The sequence below is a fragment of the Amycolatopsis magusensis genome (genome assembly GCF_017875555.1).
Lineage (GTDB): Bacteria > Actinomycetota > Actinomycetes > Mycobacteriales > Pseudonocardiaceae > Amycolatopsis > Amycolatopsis magusensis.
The window spans coordinates 8,374,159-8,390,672 of sequence record NZ_JAGGMS010000001.1 but is presented as its reverse complement, the minus strand read 5'-3'; the positions used below and the strand labels follow the sequence as shown (position 1 = coordinate 8,390,672).

Here is a 16,514-nt window from a genome sequence, read left to right as displayed (position 1 = left end):
CGCGCGTACGGTCGAGTCAAGTGGACACGGTGTCCACTTCCGCTCTCCCGGAGGCTTGTCATGGCCCACTTGCTCCACCTCGACTCGAGCGCCCGCCGCGACTCCTTCTCACGGCAACTGACCGCGCGCTTCGCCGAGTCCTGGCGCGCCGCCCACCCCGGCGCGAGCTACACCTACCGCGACCTCGCGGCCGATCCGGTGCCGGTGATCGGCGAGGCGTGGACCGAGATCTGCGACCACCTGCTGGCACACGGCATCACCGACCCGGCGCGGTACGCCGAGGCCGTGCGCACCGACGGGCAGCGCGCGGCCTGGGCGGTCATCTCGCCGCTGCTCACCGAACTGCTCGCCGCCGACCTCGTGCTGATCGGCGCGCCGATGTACAACTTCTCCGTGCCGGCGGCGCTCAAGAGCTGGATCGACCAGGTCACCTTCCCGCGCATGTCGCTGGCGGGCCGGGCGTTCGTGGTGGTCAACGCGCGCGGCGGCGCTTACGGGCCGGGCACCCCGCGCGAGGCGTTCGACCACCAGGAGCGGTACCTGCGAGACTTCTTCGCCGGGCACTACGACGTCACCGACGTCACGTTCGTCAACACCGAGCTGACCAACGCCGTGGTCGATCCGTCACTGTCCGAATGGGACGGCAAGCGGCGTGACTCGCACGCCGCCGCGCTGGCCGCGGTCGACCGGCTGGCGTCGTGAGCTGGGTGCTGCTGGTGGCCGCGGGCCTGGTGGAGATCGTCTGGGCGCAGAGCATAAATCCCACCCGCCAGCCCACCACCGCCCTCAACGGACGCGCTGCGCGCGCGGTCTAGTCCGCGCAACTTCACCAGGCCGTTGCCCACCCTGATCTGCTTCGTGCTCGGCGTCGCCGCGGTCTACCTGCTTTCCCGCGCGATGAACGGGCTGCCGGTCGGCACGTCCTACGCGGTGTTCACCGGCATCGGCGCGGTCGGGGCGATCGCGCTCGGCGTGGCCGTGCACCAGGATCCGCTCAGCGCGGGCAGGCTGGCCGCGCTGAGCCTGATCGTCGGCGGCATCGTGCTGGCCAGGCTCACCGAGCCCGGGTGAGCTGCTGCCACAGGAACTCGAAGACCAGCGCCGTCTTGAAGGCCAGCTGCTCGTTGTCGGCGGCGGCGCCGTGCCCGCCTTCGATGTTCTCGTGGTAGCGCACCGGGTAACCCAGCTCTCGCATCCGCGCCACCATCTTCCTGGCGTGCGCCGGGTGCACCCGGTCGTCCCTGGTGGAGGTGACGAACAGGATCGGCGGGTAGTCGCGTCCACTGTGGACGTTCTGGTACGGGGAGTACTCGCCGATGAACGCCCACTCGTCCGGCTCGTCGGGGTCGCCGTACTCGGCCATCCACGAGGCCCCGGCCAGCAGTTTGTGGTAGCGCCGCATGTCCAGCAGCGGCACCTGGCAGACGATCGCGCCGAACAGCTCGGGGTAGCGGGTGAGCATCACGCCCATCAGCAGGCCGCCGTTGCTGCCGCCCTGGATGCCCAGCCGGTCCGGGGTGGTGATGCCGCGGGCGACGAGGTCCTTCGCCACGGCGGCGAAGTCCTCGTACACCAGGTGCCGCTCGGCCTTCACGGCCTGGGTGTGCCAGCCGGGGCCGTACTCGCCGCCACCGCGGATGTTGGCCACCACGTAGGTGCCGCCGCGCGAAAGCCACGCGCGGCCGGTCGACCCGCTGTAGGACGGGGTGAGCGAAACCTCGAAACCGCCGTAGCCGTACAGCATGGTCGGCCCGTCCTCGGCACCTTCGGGACGGACCACGAAGTACGGGACCGCGGTGCCGTCGTCCGAAGTGGCGAAGTACTGCGTCACCTCGATCCCGGAGCTGTCGAAGAAGGACGGTGCCGAGCGGATGGGCTCGGCCTGCTCGCCGATCACCCCGCGCACCAGCGTGGACGGCTGGGTGTACCCGCTGGTGTCGAGGAAGTACTCGTTGCTGTGGTCGGGATCGGTGTCGACGATGTCCGCGCTGCCGACCTCCGGCGCACCCGGCAGCGGCTCGTCGGCCCAGCCGTCCGGACCCGGCGTGAGCACCCGCAACCGGGCCTTCACGTCGGAAAGCGTGCCGAGCAGGAGGTGGTCGCGCGTCCAGCTGTAGTACTCGAGCGAGGTGTGCGCGTCGGGCCGGAAGAGCACGGTCAGCTCGCGCGAGCCGGCGAGGTAGGCGTCGAAGCCGGCGGCGAGCAGGGCGCCCGCCGGGTACTCCCGGCCGCCGGTGGCCCACGGCGAGCGGGTGCGGATGAGCAGCCAGTCCCGGTGGACCGACGGCTGGGCGTCGTCGGGGACCTCGAACCGGGTGAGCGTGCCGTCGGCGGCCCGGAGGTAGCGCTCCGAACGGTAGAAGTCCATGCTGCGGCCGACGAAGTCGCGTTCGTAACCCTCGGTGGCGTCGTGGTAGGCGAACACCGCCACGTCCTCGGGCTTGCCCTCGTAGGCGATCGGGGCTTCGCCGACCGGGGTGCCGCGCCGCCACTCGCGCATCACCCGCGGGTACCCGGAGGCGGTCAGCGAGCCGGGGCCGGTGTCGGTGCCCACGTACACGCGGTCGAGGTCGATCCAGCTGATGCGGGTCTTCGCCTCGGGCAGCTCGAAACCGCCCTCGACGAACTGGCGGGTCTCGAGATCGAATTCACGCACGACCGTGGCGTCGGCGCCGCCGCGCGAGAGCGAGATCAGGCCGCGCCGGTAGTCGGGACGCAGCATGTTCGCGCCGTGCCACACCCAGTTCTCGCCCTCGGCCTCGGCGAGCGCGTCCACGTCGAGCAGCACGTCCCACTCGGGCTTCGGGGCGCGGTACTGCTCCAGCGTGGTGCGCCGCCACAGGCCGCGCGGGTGCTGTGCGTCACGCCAGAAGTTGTAGAGGTACTCGCCGCGCCGCCGGACGTAGGGAATGCGGTCGTCGGCGTCGAGCACCTCGCGCACGCGGTCGCGCAGCTCGCCGAACCGCTCGCCGCCGGTCAGCTCGGCCACCGTCTCGGCGTTGCGGGCACGCACCCAGTCGAGCGCCTGCTCGCCGGTGACGTCCTCCAGCCAGAGGTACGGGTCGTCGTCGATCTCGGTCATGCCCTCCAGTCTCGCTTACCGGTATCCTCCTCACAGCTGCCGAGGGTGGGGGAAATGAACATCGAGCCGACGTCGGGCTGGCCGCCACCTGCGCCGCCGCCACCGAAGAACTCACCCGTCCGGGTGCTGGGTGTGCTGGTGCTGGTGGTCGCGATCGTGGCCGCCGTCGCGCTGCCGGGGCTCGGCGTGGTCAGCTTCGGCGAGACGGTCGTCGCCGGTGAGGCCCGGCCCGCCGGGTCCGGGGTCGCCTCGCAGCGCGAGCCGGGCAAACCGGGGCCGGTGCTCGCGACCGCGGAGAACCCGCTGCTCGCCGACGGGGTCGAGCTGCCGCAGACCAACTGCCAGCTGCCCTCGCTGCGCCGCTCGGAAGAGCAGCTCCAGGCCTACTACGAGGCAGCCATGCGCTGCCTGGACGCGGCGTGGAAGCCGACGCTGGAGAGCGTGGGGGAGCCGTTCTCCACCCCGGTCCTGCAGATCAAGGACGAGTCCGAGAGCTCGTGCGGCGGCCTGCCGCCGAAGGAGGAGGCCACCGCCTTCTACTGCCCGGCCGACAACGCCATCCACATGCCGCGCAAGCGTTTGCTGGAGACCGTGGGCACGGTGCAGGCGGCGCACCTGGCGGTGCTCGCGCACGAATACGGCCACCACGTGCAGTCGCTCAGCGGCATCATGGAGGCCGCCTTCGAGGAGATGTCCACCTACGACGAGGACAGCCCGGAGGAACTGCGGGTCACGCGGCGGATGGAGCTGCAGGCGAATTGCTTCGCCGGACTGTTCCTGGCCAGCACCAACGGCCGCGGCTCGGTCAGCAAGGCACTCGCGCAGCAGGGGGTCAAGGAGTTCGAGAACTCCATCGCCAGCGACAGCCACGGCACCGTGCCGAACCAGGTCAAGTGGGCCAAGGCCGGCTTCCAGAAGTCGACCTCGGCCTGCAACACGTTCAAGGCCGGCGAGGCCGAGGTCCGGTAGGCGCCCGCGTGGAGATCCACATCGACACCGAGGCGGGCCGCGGGCGTCGGGAGGAGATCTACCGGCAGATCCGCGAGGCCATCCTCGACGGACGGCTGCGGGCGGGCGAGGCGCTGCCCCCGACGCGCGAGCTGGCGGAACGGCTCGCGGTCTCCCGGAACACGGTGAGCGCCGCGTACGACCGGCTCACCGGCGAAGGCTTCCTCGAAGGCCGGGTGGGCGCTGGGACCTTCGTGCGCACGAGCCGGGGTTCGGCTCGCGCGGCTCGTCCCGCCGAATTCCCGATCGAGACGGCTCCGGTGTGGGAACGCGTCCGGCTGCCGTCGCTCACCGGGGTGCGGGCGGAGTTCGACTTCCAGGCCGGGATCCCGGACGTGGGCATGTTCCCGTTCGACACCTGGCGCCGGTTGCTCGGCGGGGAAATCCGCGCTTCGGCGGCCTCGCTGGGGTACGGCGATCCGGCCGGGCACGCCGGGTTGCGCGAGGGGATCGCGCGGCACATCGCGGTTTCGCGGGACGTGCGGGCCACGCCGGACGAGGTGGTGGTGACCAGCGGCGCGCAGCAGGCGCTCGACCTGATCGGCCGGGTCGTGCTCCGTCCGGGTGACCGGGTCGCCGTCGAAGATCCCGGCTACCCGCCCGCACGGCTGGTCTTCGAAGCGCTCGGTGCCGAGGTGGTCCCGATCGGGGTGGACGCCGAAGGCATCCGGGTGGCGGACCTCCCGCGCGGCACGAAACTGGTGTACGTCACGCCGTCGCACCAGTTCCCGCTCGGACTGCCGATGTCGCTGGACCGCAGGCTGGATCTGGTGGCGTGGGCCGGGAAAACCGGCGCGGTGCTGGTGGAGGACGACTACGACACCGAGTTCCGGTACCACGGCAGGCCACTGGAACCGTTGCACAGCCTCGATTCCACCGGCCGGGTGGTCTACGTCGGCTCGTTCTCCAAGGTGCTCTCGCCAGGGCTGCGGCTGGGTTTCCTGGTGGGCCCGGCTTCTTTGTGCCGTGTGGTGGCGAAAGCGCGGTTCGTGACCGACTGGCATTCCGCCGGTCCGGTGCAGGCGGCGCTCGCGCGGTTCATCGACGACGGCGGCCTGGTCGCGCACATCCGGCGCATGCGGCGGGAGTACCGGCGACGGCACGAGCTGGTGGTTTCGTTGCTGGAACGGGATTTCGCCGAGCTGACGCTGATCCCGTCGGCGGCGGGCCTGCACGTGAGCGCGTACAGCTCGTTCGCGACCGAGCCGGTGGCCGCGCGTGCTCTGCGTGCCGGGGTGCTGGTGAACACGCTGGACGAATACGCGGTGCTGCCGGGACGACGGCCGGGATTGGTGTTCGGGTACGGCGGCATCCCGTTCGCCAAGGTCGAGGCGGGTCTGGGGCGGTTGCGCGACCTCCTGCGGTGATTCCGCGGTGATCTTGCACTGACTTGCACTGACTCGCACTGATCGGAAACTGTCGTACCCGCGTGCCACCTTGGTCCCATGACCACCCGCATCCCCGGCTTCACCACCCGCCGCGTCTCCGTCGACGGCACCGAACTGCACTTCGCGATCGGCGGCAAGGGCCCGCCGCTCCTGCTGCTGCACGGGTTTCCGCAGACGCACCTCACCTGGCGCTCGGTCGCGCCCGCGCTCGCCGAGGCGTACACCGTCGTCTGCCCGGACCTGCCCGGGTACGGCGACAGCGGAGAGCCGGGGGAGGGCGTCGAGCACTACTCGAAACGGGCGATGGCGGCCACGTTCGCCGAACTGATGAGCACACTGGGCCACCAGCGGTTCGCCGTCGCCGGGCACGATCGCGGCGGGCTGGTCGCCTTCCGGCTGGCACTGGACCACGCCGAGCGGGTGACGCACCTGGCGGTGCTCGACGTGCTGCCCGCGGTGGACATCTTCGCCGCGCTGGCCGGGCCGAGCGGGGTGTTCGCCTTCCACTTGTACTTCCTGGCGCACCCGGAACCGTTGCCGGAGCGGGTGATCGGCGCTGACCCGGCGGCGTTCTTCGGGCACTTCCTGGATTCGTGGACCAAGGTGCCCGGCGCGCTGCCCGACGCCGTCCGGGCGGAGTACCTCCAGGCGCTGAAGAGCCCGTCGGTGGTCCACGCGATCTGCCAGGACTACCGCGCCGGGGTGTTCTTCGACCTGGAACACGACAAGGAGGACAAAGCGCTCGGCCGAACGCTGGACGTGCCCGTGCTGGCGATGTGGCAGGACCCTGGTGAGACGCCGCTGCCGTTCGATCCGGCGGTCGTGTGGCGGTCGTGGGCGCCGGGCGCGACGACGAAAGCGTTGGCGTGCGGGCACTTCCTGCCCGAAGAACGGCCGGAGGAGGTGGTCGCCGCGGTGCGTGGGCTGCTCCGCTGAGACGCGTCCACCCCGGTGGTGTCCGGTTCGCGACTTTCGTACCCGGCCCGCTGGCCCTAACCTGGGGTGAGCCGGGTCACCAGCGAAGGGAGCGGACATGCGGATTGCCGACGTGTTGCGGAGCAAGGGAACGCTGGTGGCCACGGTGGCGCCGGACGCCAGTGTGACCGAGCTGCTGGCCGGGCTCGCCGAACACAACGTCGGCGCGATGGTCGTGCTCGGCGCGGACGAAGCCGTCGTGGGCATCGTGTCCGAACGCGACGTGGTGCGCCGCCTGCACGATCGCGGCCCGGAACTGCTGGGCCGCCCGGTGTCGGAGATCATGACCACCCTGGTGGCCACCTGCACGCCGGAGGATTCGGTGGACCACCTGAGCGTCGTGATGACCGAACGCCGCATCCGGCACGTCCCCGTGGTCGTCGACGGACGGCTGGCCGGCATCGTCAGCATCGGCGACGTGGTGAAGACCCGCCTCAACGAACTCGAAGAACGCCACGACCAGCTACAGGCCTACATCGCCCAAGGCTGACCGCAGGACGCACCTCAAAGGACTCACGGTGTCGCGATCAACCGCGCCACCGGGCCAGTACGCGGTCGATCGCCGGCCGGATGCGTTCGCGGGCATCGGCCCGGGGGACGCCGGACATGAGCAGGTCGTCGTAGTCGGTGTCCAGGTGGCGGATCGAGGCGACCACGGCGGCCCGCACGGCGTCTTCGTCGAGCGCTCGTCCGGCGGCCGACCGCCCCACCCGGCCGCTGCCGCGGACGCCCGCGTGTTCCGCGATGGTCTGCGCCCGTTCCGCGGGGCAGTGCGGGAAAGCCAGCCGGATGGCCGCCGCCAACTCGGCTTGGAACTCCACGTCCGCGTGCACGCGGCGTTCGGCATCGCGTTCGCGGCGGCGGGCGCGCACGTCCTCGTCGGCGAGGCAGCGCTGCTCGGCCCGTTCGAGCGCGTCCTCCTCGACGAGCGTGCCGACGCGCTGGTACCGCTTGCGCCGCCGGTTGAATTCCACCACCACCGCGGACAACTTGCTCTCGGTCTTCGCCCGCCGTGACAGCGCCGCGTTGCCCGAGGCCAGGAAGTGCAGGTGGTCGAAGTCGGCGCACGCCAGGCAGAGCGAGGTCTTGTCCTCTTCGTACACGAAGTCGCCGACCTCACCCCGGACGCCGCAACCAGCGCACACCCACGCCTTCGCCGCGCGCACGACCACGAGGTCCGGCGCCTTGCTCTGCCGTTCCTTCAACCGTTCGAGCCGCTTCTCGGACAGGTCCGCGGAAACCCAGTGCGTGCGGAAGAGCTGTTCGAGGGTTTCGTCGCCGTCCGCGGTGAACCGCAGCGGACGGCGGTCGCGCGTGGCGGCGAGGTAGCTCGCTTCGGTGGCCCGCAGCCCACGTTCGGCTGCCCACGCGCGCAGGTAGTCCAGCGCCGTACGAACTTTCGCGGTGTCGACGGCGATGCTGCCGCCGAGGTGCTCGGCCTGACCACGCCGCCATTCGTCGACCCGCGCCGACGGCAGCCAGCCGAGCGCGTTGAGCACCTCGAGCGGCACGACCTGGTTCTTCGTCTTCAACGCGATGTCGGCGGCCGAGATCACCCGGCGCTGGATCTTGGGCGGCTCTGGCGTGACCACGGAGAGCGAGCTTACTTACCCCTTCTCCGCGCCCGACAACACCGGCGCCAGTGCGGCGATGCCCGCGGTGAGGGCCTGCGAAGCCGAGTCGTAGCTCAGCCGCGACGGCTGATGGGTCAGCAGCGCGACCGAGTAGCGATCGCCGACCACGCCGGTGGTGTGCAGCACGACGTGCCCCGCCGCCCGCATCCAGCCCTGCTTGACACCCCAGTTCGTGCCGGGCAGCGCCGCCGGGATGCCGAAGAACTGGTCGAACCCGTCGGCCGCCCGCTCGTCCGGGCCGGTGAGCGCGGCCAGCAGCACGTCACGCGCGGTCTCCGGGAGCTGGTGGTGGATGTACTCGTAGGTGGTGACCACGTCCCGCGCGCTGATCCGCGTCATCTCCCACTCGTCCGAGACGTTCGGGGGAGTGGTGCTCACCAGTCCGATCAACGCGCTAGCCTGGCGCACGATGTCGCGACGGCCACCGGCCGCCCAGAGCGCGTCGGCCACGCCGTCGTTGCTCGCGCCGAGCAGTTGCGCCAGGTTCTCCTTGGCGCGGTCGTCCGCGATCCACCCGGCGTCGTGCAGGAGGTCGATCGCGATCAGCAGTTTGACCACCGAGGCCGAGTAGAACTGCGTGTCGGCGTTCTCGATGGCCACCGCCGAACGGGCCACGCGGTCGTACACCGCCAGCCCGAGATCGGTCCCGGGCGCGGCGGCTTCCACCGCCGCGACCACGGCCGACGCCAGTTCGGCCTGCTCCTCCTCGGTCAGCGGCACCTCCGGCGCCGGCGCGCTGGGCGACGGCATCGACAGGGCTTCCGGCAACTGCTCGGACGACGGCGACGCCATCGCCACCTCGTGCTTCGCGACCCCGTCCGACTCGGTGACCACGGCCAGCGAGACCAGCCCGCCCGCCACCGCGAGGGTGACGACCAGCCCGAAAGCCACTGACCGGGATCGCATACCTTCGATATAACCCGATCGGATGTTTTACTGCGGTTACCAGTTGCTGTCAGTTGCCTGTCGTTAGGGACGCACGCCTTCGCCGCTCACCACGGCGGTTTCCGACGAAATGGCGACCATCGAGGTGTCGCCGGGCGACAGCTGGGTCGTGCGGTAGCCGAGGACCTCCCCGCTCTCCGGATCGATGAGCAGTTCCTGCCTGGACGAGTCCCCGGTCACCGAGACCGCGGTGCCCGGCCGACCCTCGCTGTTCGCGACGCCTTCGGTGAAGTCCACCCCGGGCAGCATGGTGATGACCCGGAACGCCGCCGCCCGTTCCTTCGGCGGCGTCTGGGCCAGCCGGGTCAGGGTGACCGCGATGTCGAAGGCACGCTTCGTGTCCGTTCCGTGAACCGATTGCAGGGTCCGGTGGATCTCGGTCAGCAGCTCATCCGGTTTGTAGACCCACAACTGGGCAAGTGTCTTCGACCTCGTCATCTCGTCGGTGTTTTGGTCGTCCGGCCGGGGCGGGAACCGGCCCCAAGTGGCTCGTTGCTCGACTTCCGGGAAAACGGAGGCTTCGGGCGGCAGTGAGGCTTCCACCGCACGGCCTTCCACTTCGGTGCAGCCCGTCCACTTCCTCGGCAGTACGTTCCGCTTCCGGAGCCAGGTGCTCGCCGGGTCGCCGGGCCGCCAGATCTCCTCCACGATGATTTCGTCGTAGTCGCAGGGCTTCAGGCCGCTGTCGGGAGCCGGGGATAGCGAGGCGTCCCGGGTTGTCGTCGTCCGGACGTACTCGAAGGTGCCCGGTGCCAGCGGTGGTTCCTGCTCGGCGGCGAGCGCCGCGCGTTCGAGGACGCCGCCCGCCGCGACGGAAGTCGTAGGAGATCCGCTGTCCTGCCACAGCACCGGCGTCACCACCCCGGCGGCCAGCAGCACGCTCGCCGCCACCGGCACCCACCACTTCTTCGACGGCCGCCGCCGTTGCAGTTGCCGTTGCGGGGGAACCACTTCCGCCGTTCCCGCTGTGGCGTCCGTGGTCAGCGCGAGCACCTTCGCGTAGCCCGCTCGGTAGGCTTCCTCGCTCATCGCCGGGGTGTCCCGCCGGATCTCCCGAAGCGCTTTGTCGACAAGCTCGTCGTCACGCATTTCCGTCCCCTTCCTGGTGAGAGGTGTGCGCTTCCGACCGGTACGACCGCGCGCTTTCCCGCAACCGGCTCCGCGCCCGGAACAACCGGACGCGCACGGTCGCCACCGCCACCCCGGTCGCCTCGGCGATCTCCGTCGGGCTGAGGTCCGCCCACGCGGTGAGCAGCAGGACATCCCGCTCCTCAGGTCGCAACGCGGCCACCTCGTCGGCCAGTTGATCCGCCAGCACCTGCGCGTCCACGGTTTCGACGGCTCGCGATCCCACGTCGTCGAGGGGAACGGACCGGGCTCCGTGCTTGGTCCACGCCCGCAGCCGGCGTTCCTCGGTGCGCACGTGGTTCCGCAGCAGATTGGTGGCGATCCCGTACAGCCAGGATTTGGCGGACGCCCGGCTCGGGTCGTAGTCGCCGCGCTTCTCCCAGAAGACGAGGAAGGCTTCGGCCACCAGGTCGTCCGCGATCTGCGTGCCGACCCGGCGAGCGAGGTAGTGGTGCAGTTGCCGGGCGTGGCCGGCGTACAACTCGGCGAGCGGCGGCATCGTGCCGGTCAGATTGTGCACACCGGTTCTTGGTCGCGGCCGCCCGCCGCGTTTCACTCGCGCCAGCCGCGCAGCTCCACACCCTTCGAAACATCCACCCGGAACGACAGAGCCGCCTCGGCCGAGGCAGCGGGCGCCAGGTCGAACCGCCAGGTCACCTCGCCGAGCGAACTCAGCTCCTCGGGCTCGGGCGAGGTGCGGACGTCACGCACCACGATCGCCTCGTCACGGGAGACCGGCGCCTGGTCCAGCACGGTGATCGGCACGGTCCGCGGCCCGTGGTTGGTCACCGTGATCCGGTACTCCAGCTCGCGCCGCCGGGTTCCGGTCAGCGCCGTCTTCGTCGCGCTGCGCCGCCGCAGCTCACGTTTCACCCGGATTCGGTCGTCCACGCCGAGCGCCAGTTCGACCTCTTCGCCCGGTGCCCAGTTGTCCAGCCGGGTGGTGCCGACGAACTCGTTGTCGTGGAACACCGACGCCTTGCCCGGCCGCAGTGTGTGCTCGCCGCCGTTGATCACCGTCGCGCGCAGGTACGCCTCTTCCGCCAGCACCGGCGCGGTCACGTAGCTCAACTCCGCCTCAAGACCCAGCGTCGTGATCGTCGTGCGATGAGCACCGCCATCCGACGGCACCCCGACCGGCCGCGCGGGCCGATAGGACGCCGCGGCGGCGCCCTGCTCGACCTGAGCCGTCAGGTCCGCCATCGGCGGCGCCGCGGCCGGTGCGGCGGCGGCCATCTCCGGCATCGCACCGCCGTACCCGCCACCGTGACCACCGGCGGCGGCATTGCCCCGGAGCAGTGCCGTTGGCCTCGCGCGGTCGAGGTACCAGGGCTCCGGTTCCGGCACGTGCACGGTGGCCGCCGGACGTGCGGTCGACAACGTCAGCTCGCATTCCGGCCAGTCCTCCCCGGTCTGCTGCGTGACCAGGCCGTACCAGGTCAGCTTCACCTGGTCCTCGTCGAGCCGGATGTCGTACCCGGACTCCCAGCGAGCGTCAGTGACCACATAGGACAGTTCCAGCTCGACCTCGGCGGTTCCGGCGCCTTCGGCCGGTTCGAGCTCGATCACCACCTCGGTGCGATCGGGCGCCTGCGCGGCCTGCCGCAGCGAGACTTCCCGATCGACCGCGTCCAGTTCCGCCGCCAGCCGCGCATGCCGATCCGCCAGTTCACGACGGCTGGCCAGCACATCGGACAGTTGCGCCGCGAGCGCGTCACCGATTTCGGCCACCCGCGACGGCTGTGCCGTGCCGGCGGCGAGCGCGTCGGCGAAGGCACGGCCGGAGCGCTGCGCCAAGGTGTTCAACAGGTCCGCCCGCCCGGTCTCCACGGCCTCGGCATCGGCCACCTCGTCCAGTTTCCGCCTGGCCACGCGACGGCGTTCGAGCAGTTCGTCCAGCTCCCGTTCCGTCGGCCGCGCGAGGTACTGCGGCCGCACGTCCACCCCGACGATCGACGCGGGCCCGGTGCCCGAGGCGCGCACGGAGTCCGGCAGCAGGCCGCGGGGCAGCCCGCCGACGGCGAACCGGCCGTCACCGCCCAGTTCGGCCCGTGCCCGGCGGACGATCCTGGCGTGCTGGGGGTACACGGTGACGGCGACGATCGGGGCGCGCACGGGGGTCGGCATGAAACCCGACGCTAGTCCAATCGCCCAGGTGCCGTGCCGTCTTTCGTCGGTTAACGCTGGGAAGGGGTTGACACCCCTGTCAGCCGGAGCAAGTGTCATCGCAGTCCTTTCACCACACCTTCACAGGGGGTCCGTGTGAGATCCGCACGCCTTGCCGCTGTGCTCGTCGGCCTGCTGCCGATGGCGCTGGTAGCGCCGGTAGCCGCCCAGGCCGCTCCGCCCACCGGGCCGGTCTTCGAGAACGGACAGGCGCAGCCGGTGTTCGACCCGGCCGACATCGTCCGCGACAACGTCTGGGTGACCGCGCCGGTCGACAGCGACCGGGACGGCAAGAACGACGAAGTGCACGTCGAGGTGGTCCGGCCGAAGGCCACGCAGAACGGGCTCAAGGTGCCGGTGATCTACCAGGCCAGCCCGTACTACGCCGGCGGCAACGACGTGGCCAACCACAACGTCGACGTCGAGCTGTACGTGCCGGGCCAGGCGGCGCCCGCCGCCGGTCCCCGTGGCCGCACCAGTGACGTCGGCCCCTACGCGGCGCCGATCACCTGGCGCTACGAGTCCTACTTCACCTCGCGCGGATTCGCCGTGGTGTACGGCGAATCTCTCGGCAGCGGCCAGTCCACCGGCTGCCCGACCACCGGCGGCGAGAACGAGACCATCGGCGCCCGGTCCGTGGTCGACTGGCTGAACGACCGGACTTCCGCGCGCGACGCCGCCGGTACCGCCGCGAAGGCGGACTGGACCACCGGGAAGACGGCGATGATGGGCGTGTCCTACAACGGCACCCTGCCGAACGCGGTGGCCAGCACCGGCGTCGAGGGCCTCGAGACGATCATCCCGATCGCGGCGATCTCCAGCTGGTACGACTACTACCGCGAGGACGGCGCCGTGGTGGCGCCCGGCGGCTACCAGGGTGAGGACGCCGACGTGCTCGCCGAGTACGTGCACACGCGCGCCGACCGCGAGGTGTGCCGCCCGGTGCTCGACGAAGTGGCCGCCGAGCAGGATCGCGTCACCGGCGACTACAGCCAGTTCTGGGACGAGCGGAACTACCTCAACGACGTGGGCAAGGTGCGCGCGTCGGTGCTGGCGGTGCACGGCCTCAACGACTGGAACGTGACCACCAGCCAGGTGAGCAAGTGGTACGAGGCGCTCAAGGCACACGGCGTCGAGCACAAGATCTGGTGGCACCAGTCCGGACACGCGGACCCCTATTCCCTTCGCAAGGACGAATGGCTGGCGACGCTGAACAAGTGGGTCTCCCACTACCTGTACGACCTGGACAACGGCATCGAGCGGGAGCCGAAGTCGACCGTCCAGCGTGAGAACGGCTCCTGGAGCGACGAGGCGGAGTGGCCGGCGCCCGGCACCTCCGACGCGACGATCCACCCGTGGCCGGGCGGCAGCGCCCGCGGCAAGCTCGACGTGCGGCACTCGCTGCCCGGCCGTTCGCAGGTCGAGCGGCTCGCCGACGACGCCACCAGGACCGTCGAGCAGCTCGCCGACCTGCCCAGCTCGGGCAACCGGCTGGCCTACTCGACCACCGGGGCGCGGCAGCCGGTGCGCTTGAGTGGCACGGCCGAGGTGAACCTCAGCGTGTCGTTCGACCGTCCCGCGGCCAACGTGACCGGCGTGCTGCTCGACCGGGCACCCGACGGCAAGTCCAAGGTGATCACCCGTGGCTGGACCGATCCGCAGAACCGGACCGACCCGGCGACCACCCAGCCGATCGAACCGGGCAAGTCGTACCAGTTGTCCTTCGAGCTGCAGCCGGACGACTACGTGCTCGCCACCGGGCACAAGCTCGAGTTCGTGCTGCTGTCCAGTGACCACGACTTCACGTTGCGCCCGAAGCCGGGCGCCGGGGTGGCGATCGACCTGACCAAGACCTCGATCACGCTGCCGGTGCAGGGCGGCAAGCAGGCACTGCGCGCGGCCTTCTAGGGGTTTCCCTGCAAAACGGGCCGTTCCGCTGCGGAGCGGCCCGTTTTGTACGGAACGTGTACGCGCGATCGCTTGGCTGATCGCCGACACATCCCCGTACCCCGGAGGTATCGATGTCAGTGTGGAGACGGCTCGCGGCGGTGACCGCCACGATCGCGTTGCCGGCGCTGGGACTGGTGGCGGCGCAGGGCACCGCCTCGGCGGCGCCCAACTTCCAGGTGCCGTTCAAGTGCGGCGTCACCGTCACCGCGGCCACGTTCAGCGGGCACAGCCCGGCGAACTCGGTCGACTTCCAGAAGTCCGGTATCACCGGCATGCCGGTGGTCGCCTCGGCGGCGGGCAAGGTGACCGTGGTCGGCAACACGGGATCCACCAGTTACGGCCGGTGGATCGAGATCGATCACGGAAGCGGCTGGCGTACCCGGTACGCGCATCTTTCCTCCCAGGAGGTGTCGGTCGGCCAGCAGGTGGCGCTGGGCAAGCAGATCGGCAAGGCGGGCGCGACCGGCGGCGTGACCGGCCCGCACCTGCACTTCGAACAGCGGCTGAACGGGGTGGCGCAGAAGGCGAAGCTGAACGGCGTCGCGGTGCCGTACTACGGCCACACGAACTTCACCAGCAAGAACAACTGCGGTGGCGGCGGGAACAACCCGTACACCCCCGAGCAGGTCTGCGGCACGGGCTTCGACGTGGTCGACTCCGCCAATCTGGGCACCTCGGGCACGGCGTATCTCCTTTACAACGCGGGCAATGCGAACAACTGCGTGGCTACGCTGAAATCGGTTTCGCTCGGCACGGCCTCGGCCACCTCGGCGTTCCTCGAAGTCGAAGGCTCGGCAAGGGTGACCGATTCGGGCAACTTCACCTACTACGCGGGCCCGGTGAAGAAGGCCGCTGAGAAAACCTGCGTCAAATGGGGTGGCTCGGTCGGTTCGGCCAGCTACACGAGCCCTTTCGAACACTGCGGCTGACGTTCTCGAGCAGATTCACGAGTGGGGCATCGTCCGCGTCCATCGCGGCCGGTGCCCCACTCACAGTAATACGGCCGGCGCCGGATGGCGAACGGCGTGGCCGAGTTGTCCACAACGACGCCACCTGTCCACAGATCGCCCGCTCCCGTCCCACGGCACCGGCGGGAGGCGCACAGTGGACCCATGGCCACTTCCACCAAACCCGCAGCCCAGAACGACATCCGCCTCAGCCTCGGGGAAGACCCCGGTGAGCTGATCGCGGCCATCGCCCCGTTGCTCGGCTTCCGCCCGGCGGACTCCGCGGTGCTCATCGTGCACAAGCGCGACAAGGGCGGAGAGGCAGGAATGATCGAGCAAATGGTCAGATGTGACCTGCCCCCGCCCGAATTCGCCCTGCTCGCCGCGGGACGATTCGGTCCGCTCGTCCGCGGTCACGCGGGCGCCACCGTGGTCGTCATCGGCGGTGGTACCGAATTGGCCTCCCCGGAATTCGTCGAAGCGTTGCGCGCGACGTTCGCCGCGGCCGGCGCCGAGGAGGTGCATTGCCTGTGGACGCAGGAAATGCGTACCGGTGCACCCTGGCGGTGTTATCGGGATGTCGATTGCCGTGGTGTATTACCCGATCTCGAGGGCGGCAGGGTCGCGGCTGTGGCGGCCCGGGCCGGACTGGTCACCTACAGCAGCCGGGAAGCCAGTGCGGCCAGGCTTAACGCGGCCGATCCGGCGGCGGTCGAGCGCCGGTCGCGCCTGTTCGACGAGGCGGCCGACAAAGCCGGGCCGGAGTCGTCCGCGTTGAGCGTGGAGCAGGGCTTCACCGTGGTGCGGGAGGCGATCCGCCGCACCCACCGCGGCGACCTCAAACTGTCCGATGAGGACGTTCTCCAGCTGGTTTTCGCTTTGCATCACACGGAAGTGCGAGATGCCTGCCTCGCGCTGGCCGTGCCACCGCGGAGCAACACCGCGGAGGCGGCCGAGCGGCTGTGGCTGACGCTCGTCCGCGAATGCCCGCCGCCGGAACGCGCGCAGTTCGGCACCCTGCTCGCGTTCAGCGTCTACCTGCGTGGCGATGGGACCTTCGCCGGTATGGCCATCGACAACGCGTTGTCCGCCGACCCCGGTTACCTGATGGCCGGCCTGCTCTCCCGGGCGATCGACGCCATGTTGCCACCGGAGCGCCTCGCCGACCTGGGCCGAGCGGATCCGGCTCTCGACCTCGACCTGCCGGACGACCCGAAGGAGCCCCGAATGTCCTGACCACCGCGGAAAACCGGACCGCGAGCGAGCCTACGCGTTGTAGGTTCGGCCTGAG

15 protein-coding genes are annotated in these 16,514 nt (G+C 70.3%); 9 read left to right on the top strand and 6 right to left on the bottom strand.

Annotated features, from left to right (window positions below; genetic code table 11):
• The first annotated feature begins 60 nt into the window (after positions 1 to 60).
• Complete coding sequence (locus JOM49_RS37645; RefSeq protein ID WP_209668931.1) at positions 61 to 702, top strand: FMN-dependent NADH-azoreductase; 642 nt, start codon at positions 61 to 63, stop codon at positions 700 to 702.
• 135 nt (positions 703 to 837) lie between these two features.
• Positions 838 to 1,071 (top strand): DMT family transporter, encoded by a 234-nt coding sequence (locus tag JOM49_RS43545; protein ID WP_245369604.1) that lies wholly within the window; start codon positions 838 to 840, stop codon positions 1,069 to 1,071.
• On the opposite strand, the gene JOM49_RS37635 is transcribed toward JOM49_RS43545, so the two are convergent.
• Positions 1,055 to 3,082, bottom strand: a complete 2,028-nt coding sequence (locus tag JOM49_RS37635; RefSeq protein WP_209668929.1) for a prolyl oligopeptidase family serine peptidase — start codon at positions 3,080 to 3,082, stop codon at positions 1,055 to 1,057. The genes JOM49_RS43545 and JOM49_RS37635 overlap by 17 nt on opposite strands.
• 54 nt (positions 3,083 to 3,136) lie before the next feature.
• Here JOM49_RS37635 and JOM49_RS37630 point away from each other — a divergent pair, with 54 nt between their 5' ends.
• From JOM49_RS37630 to JOM49_RS37615, 4 genes are all read left to right on the top strand, one after another.
• Positions 3,137 to 4,051 carry a neutral zinc metallopeptidase gene (locus tag JOM49_RS37630; RefSeq protein WP_209668927.1) on the top strand — a complete coding sequence of 305 codons (915 nt, stop codon included), beginning with the start codon at positions 3,137 to 3,139 and terminating at the stop codon, positions 4,049 to 4,051.
• Positions 4,052 to 4,059: 8 nt separating this feature from the next.
• The gene (pdxR, locus tag JOM49_RS37625; RefSeq protein ID WP_209668925.1) at positions 4,060 to 5,457 is read left to right on the top strand and encodes a MocR-like pyridoxine biosynthesis transcription factor PdxR; all 1,398 of its coding nucleotides are present in this window, start codon (positions 4,060 to 4,062) and stop codon (positions 5,455 to 5,457) included.
• 78 nt (positions 5,458 to 5,535) lie between these two features.
• Positions 5,536 to 6,414 carry an alpha/beta fold hydrolase gene (locus JOM49_RS37620; protein WP_209668923.1) on the top strand — a complete coding sequence of 293 codons (879 nt, stop codon included), beginning with the start codon at positions 5,536 to 5,538 and terminating at the stop codon, positions 6,412 to 6,414.
• A 97-nt stretch (positions 6,415 to 6,511) separates the two neighbouring features.
• Positions 6,512 to 6,943, top strand: coding sequence for a CBS domain-containing protein (locus JOM49_RS37615; RefSeq protein WP_209668921.1), 432 nt, complete (start codon positions 6,512 to 6,514; stop codon positions 6,941 to 6,943).
• A gap of 37 nt (positions 6,944 to 6,980) precedes the next feature.
• Here JOM49_RS37615 and JOM49_RS37610 read toward each other — a convergent pair whose 3' ends face one another.
• The 5 genes from JOM49_RS37610 to JOM49_RS37590 all read right to left on the bottom strand — a co-directional run bounded on the left by JOM49_RS37610 (position 6,981) and on the right by JOM49_RS37590 (position 12,287).
• On the bottom strand, positions 6,981 to 8,045 hold the full coding sequence (locus JOM49_RS37610; protein WP_209668918.1) for a DUF2293 domain-containing protein: 1,065 nt from the start codon (positions 8,043 to 8,045) through the stop codon (positions 6,981 to 6,983).
• Between the two features lie 15 nt (positions 8,046 to 8,060).
• Complete coding sequence (locus JOM49_RS37605) at positions 8,061 to 8,993, bottom strand: serine hydrolase (protein WP_209668916.1); 933 nt, start codon at positions 8,991 to 8,993, stop codon at positions 8,061 to 8,063.
• A 63-nt stretch (positions 8,994 to 9,056) separates the two neighbouring features.
• On the bottom strand, positions 9,057 to 10,121 hold the full coding sequence (locus JOM49_RS37600; protein ID WP_209668914.1) for a CU044_5270 family protein: 1,065 nt from the start codon (positions 10,119 to 10,121) through the stop codon (positions 9,057 to 9,059).
• Positions 10,114 to 10,680 carry an RNA polymerase sigma factor gene (locus JOM49_RS37595; protein ID WP_209668912.1) on the bottom strand — a complete coding sequence of 189 codons (567 nt, stop codon included), beginning with the start codon at positions 10,678 to 10,680 and terminating at the stop codon, positions 10,114 to 10,116. Before JOM49_RS37595 ends, JOM49_RS37600 begins: the two co-directional genes overlap by 8 nt.
• A 32-nt stretch (positions 10,681 to 10,712) precedes the next feature.
• Positions 10,713 to 12,287, bottom strand: coding sequence for a DUF4139 domain-containing protein (locus JOM49_RS37590; protein WP_209668910.1), 1,575 nt, complete (start codon positions 12,285 to 12,287; stop codon positions 10,713 to 10,715).
• Between the two features lie 135 nt (positions 12,288 to 12,422).
• Here JOM49_RS37590 and JOM49_RS37585 point away from each other — a divergent pair, with 135 nt between their 5' ends.
• The 3 genes from JOM49_RS37585 (at position 12,423) to JOM49_RS37575 (ending at position 16,459) form a co-directional block, all read left to right on the top strand.
• Entirely contained in the window at positions 12,423 to 14,234 is a 1,812-nt protein-coding gene (locus JOM49_RS37585; RefSeq protein ID WP_209668908.1) for a Xaa-Pro dipeptidyl-peptidase, read from the top strand.
• Between the two features lie 113 nt (positions 14,235 to 14,347).
• On the top strand, positions 14,348 to 15,205 hold the full coding sequence (locus JOM49_RS37580) for a M23 family metallopeptidase (protein WP_209668906.1): 858 nt from the start codon (positions 14,348 to 14,350) through the stop codon (positions 15,203 to 15,205).
• Positions 15,206 to 15,388: 183 nt separating this feature from the next.
• The gene (locus JOM49_RS37575; protein WP_209668905.1) at positions 15,389 to 16,459 is read left to right on the top strand and encodes a DUF4192 domain-containing protein; all 1,071 of its coding nucleotides are present in this window, start codon (positions 15,389 to 15,391) and stop codon (positions 16,457 to 16,459) included.
• Positions 16,460 to 16,514 lie beyond the last annotated feature (55 nt).

Excerpts from the sequence above, each read along its gene's own strand:
- JOM49_RS37635 (WP_209668929.1), bottom strand. The coding sequence starts at position 3,082 with ATGACCGAGATCGACGACGACCCGTACCTCTGGCTGGAGGACGTCACC.
- JOM49_RS37645 (WP_209668931.1), top strand. The coding sequence starts at position 61 with ATGGCCCACTTGCTCCACCTCGACTCGAGCGCCCGCCGCGACTCCTTC.
- JOM49_RS37580 (WP_209668906.1), top strand. The coding sequence starts at position 14,348 with ATGTCAGTGTGGAGACGGCTCGCGGCGGTGACCGCCACGATCGCGTTG.
- JOM49_RS37615 (WP_209668921.1), top strand. The coding sequence starts at position 6,512 with ATGCGGATTGCCGACGTGTTGCGGAGCAAGGGAACGCTGGTGGCCACG.
- JOM49_RS37600 (WP_209668914.1), bottom strand. The coding sequence starts at position 10,121 with ATGCGTGACGACGAGCTTGTCGACAAAGCGCTTCGGGAGATCCGGCGG.
- JOM49_RS37620 (WP_209668923.1), top strand. The coding sequence starts at position 5,536 with ATGACCACCCGCATCCCCGGCTTCACCACCCGCCGCGTCTCCGTCGAC.
- JOM49_RS37575 (WP_209668905.1), top strand. The coding sequence starts at position 15,389 with ATGGCCACTTCCACCAAACCCGCAGCCCAGAACGACATCCGCCTCAGC.
- JOM49_RS37605 (WP_209668916.1), bottom strand. The coding sequence starts at position 8,993 with ATGCGATCCCGGTCAGTGGCTTTCGGGCTGGTCGTCACCCTCGCGGTG.
- JOM49_RS37590 (WP_209668910.1), bottom strand. The coding sequence starts at position 12,287 with ATGCCGACCCCCGTGCGCGCCCCGATCGTCGCCGTCACCGTGTACCCC.
- JOM49_RS37630 (WP_209668927.1), top strand. The coding sequence starts at position 3,137 with ATGAACATCGAGCCGACGTCGGGCTGGCCGCCACCTGCGCCGCCGCCA.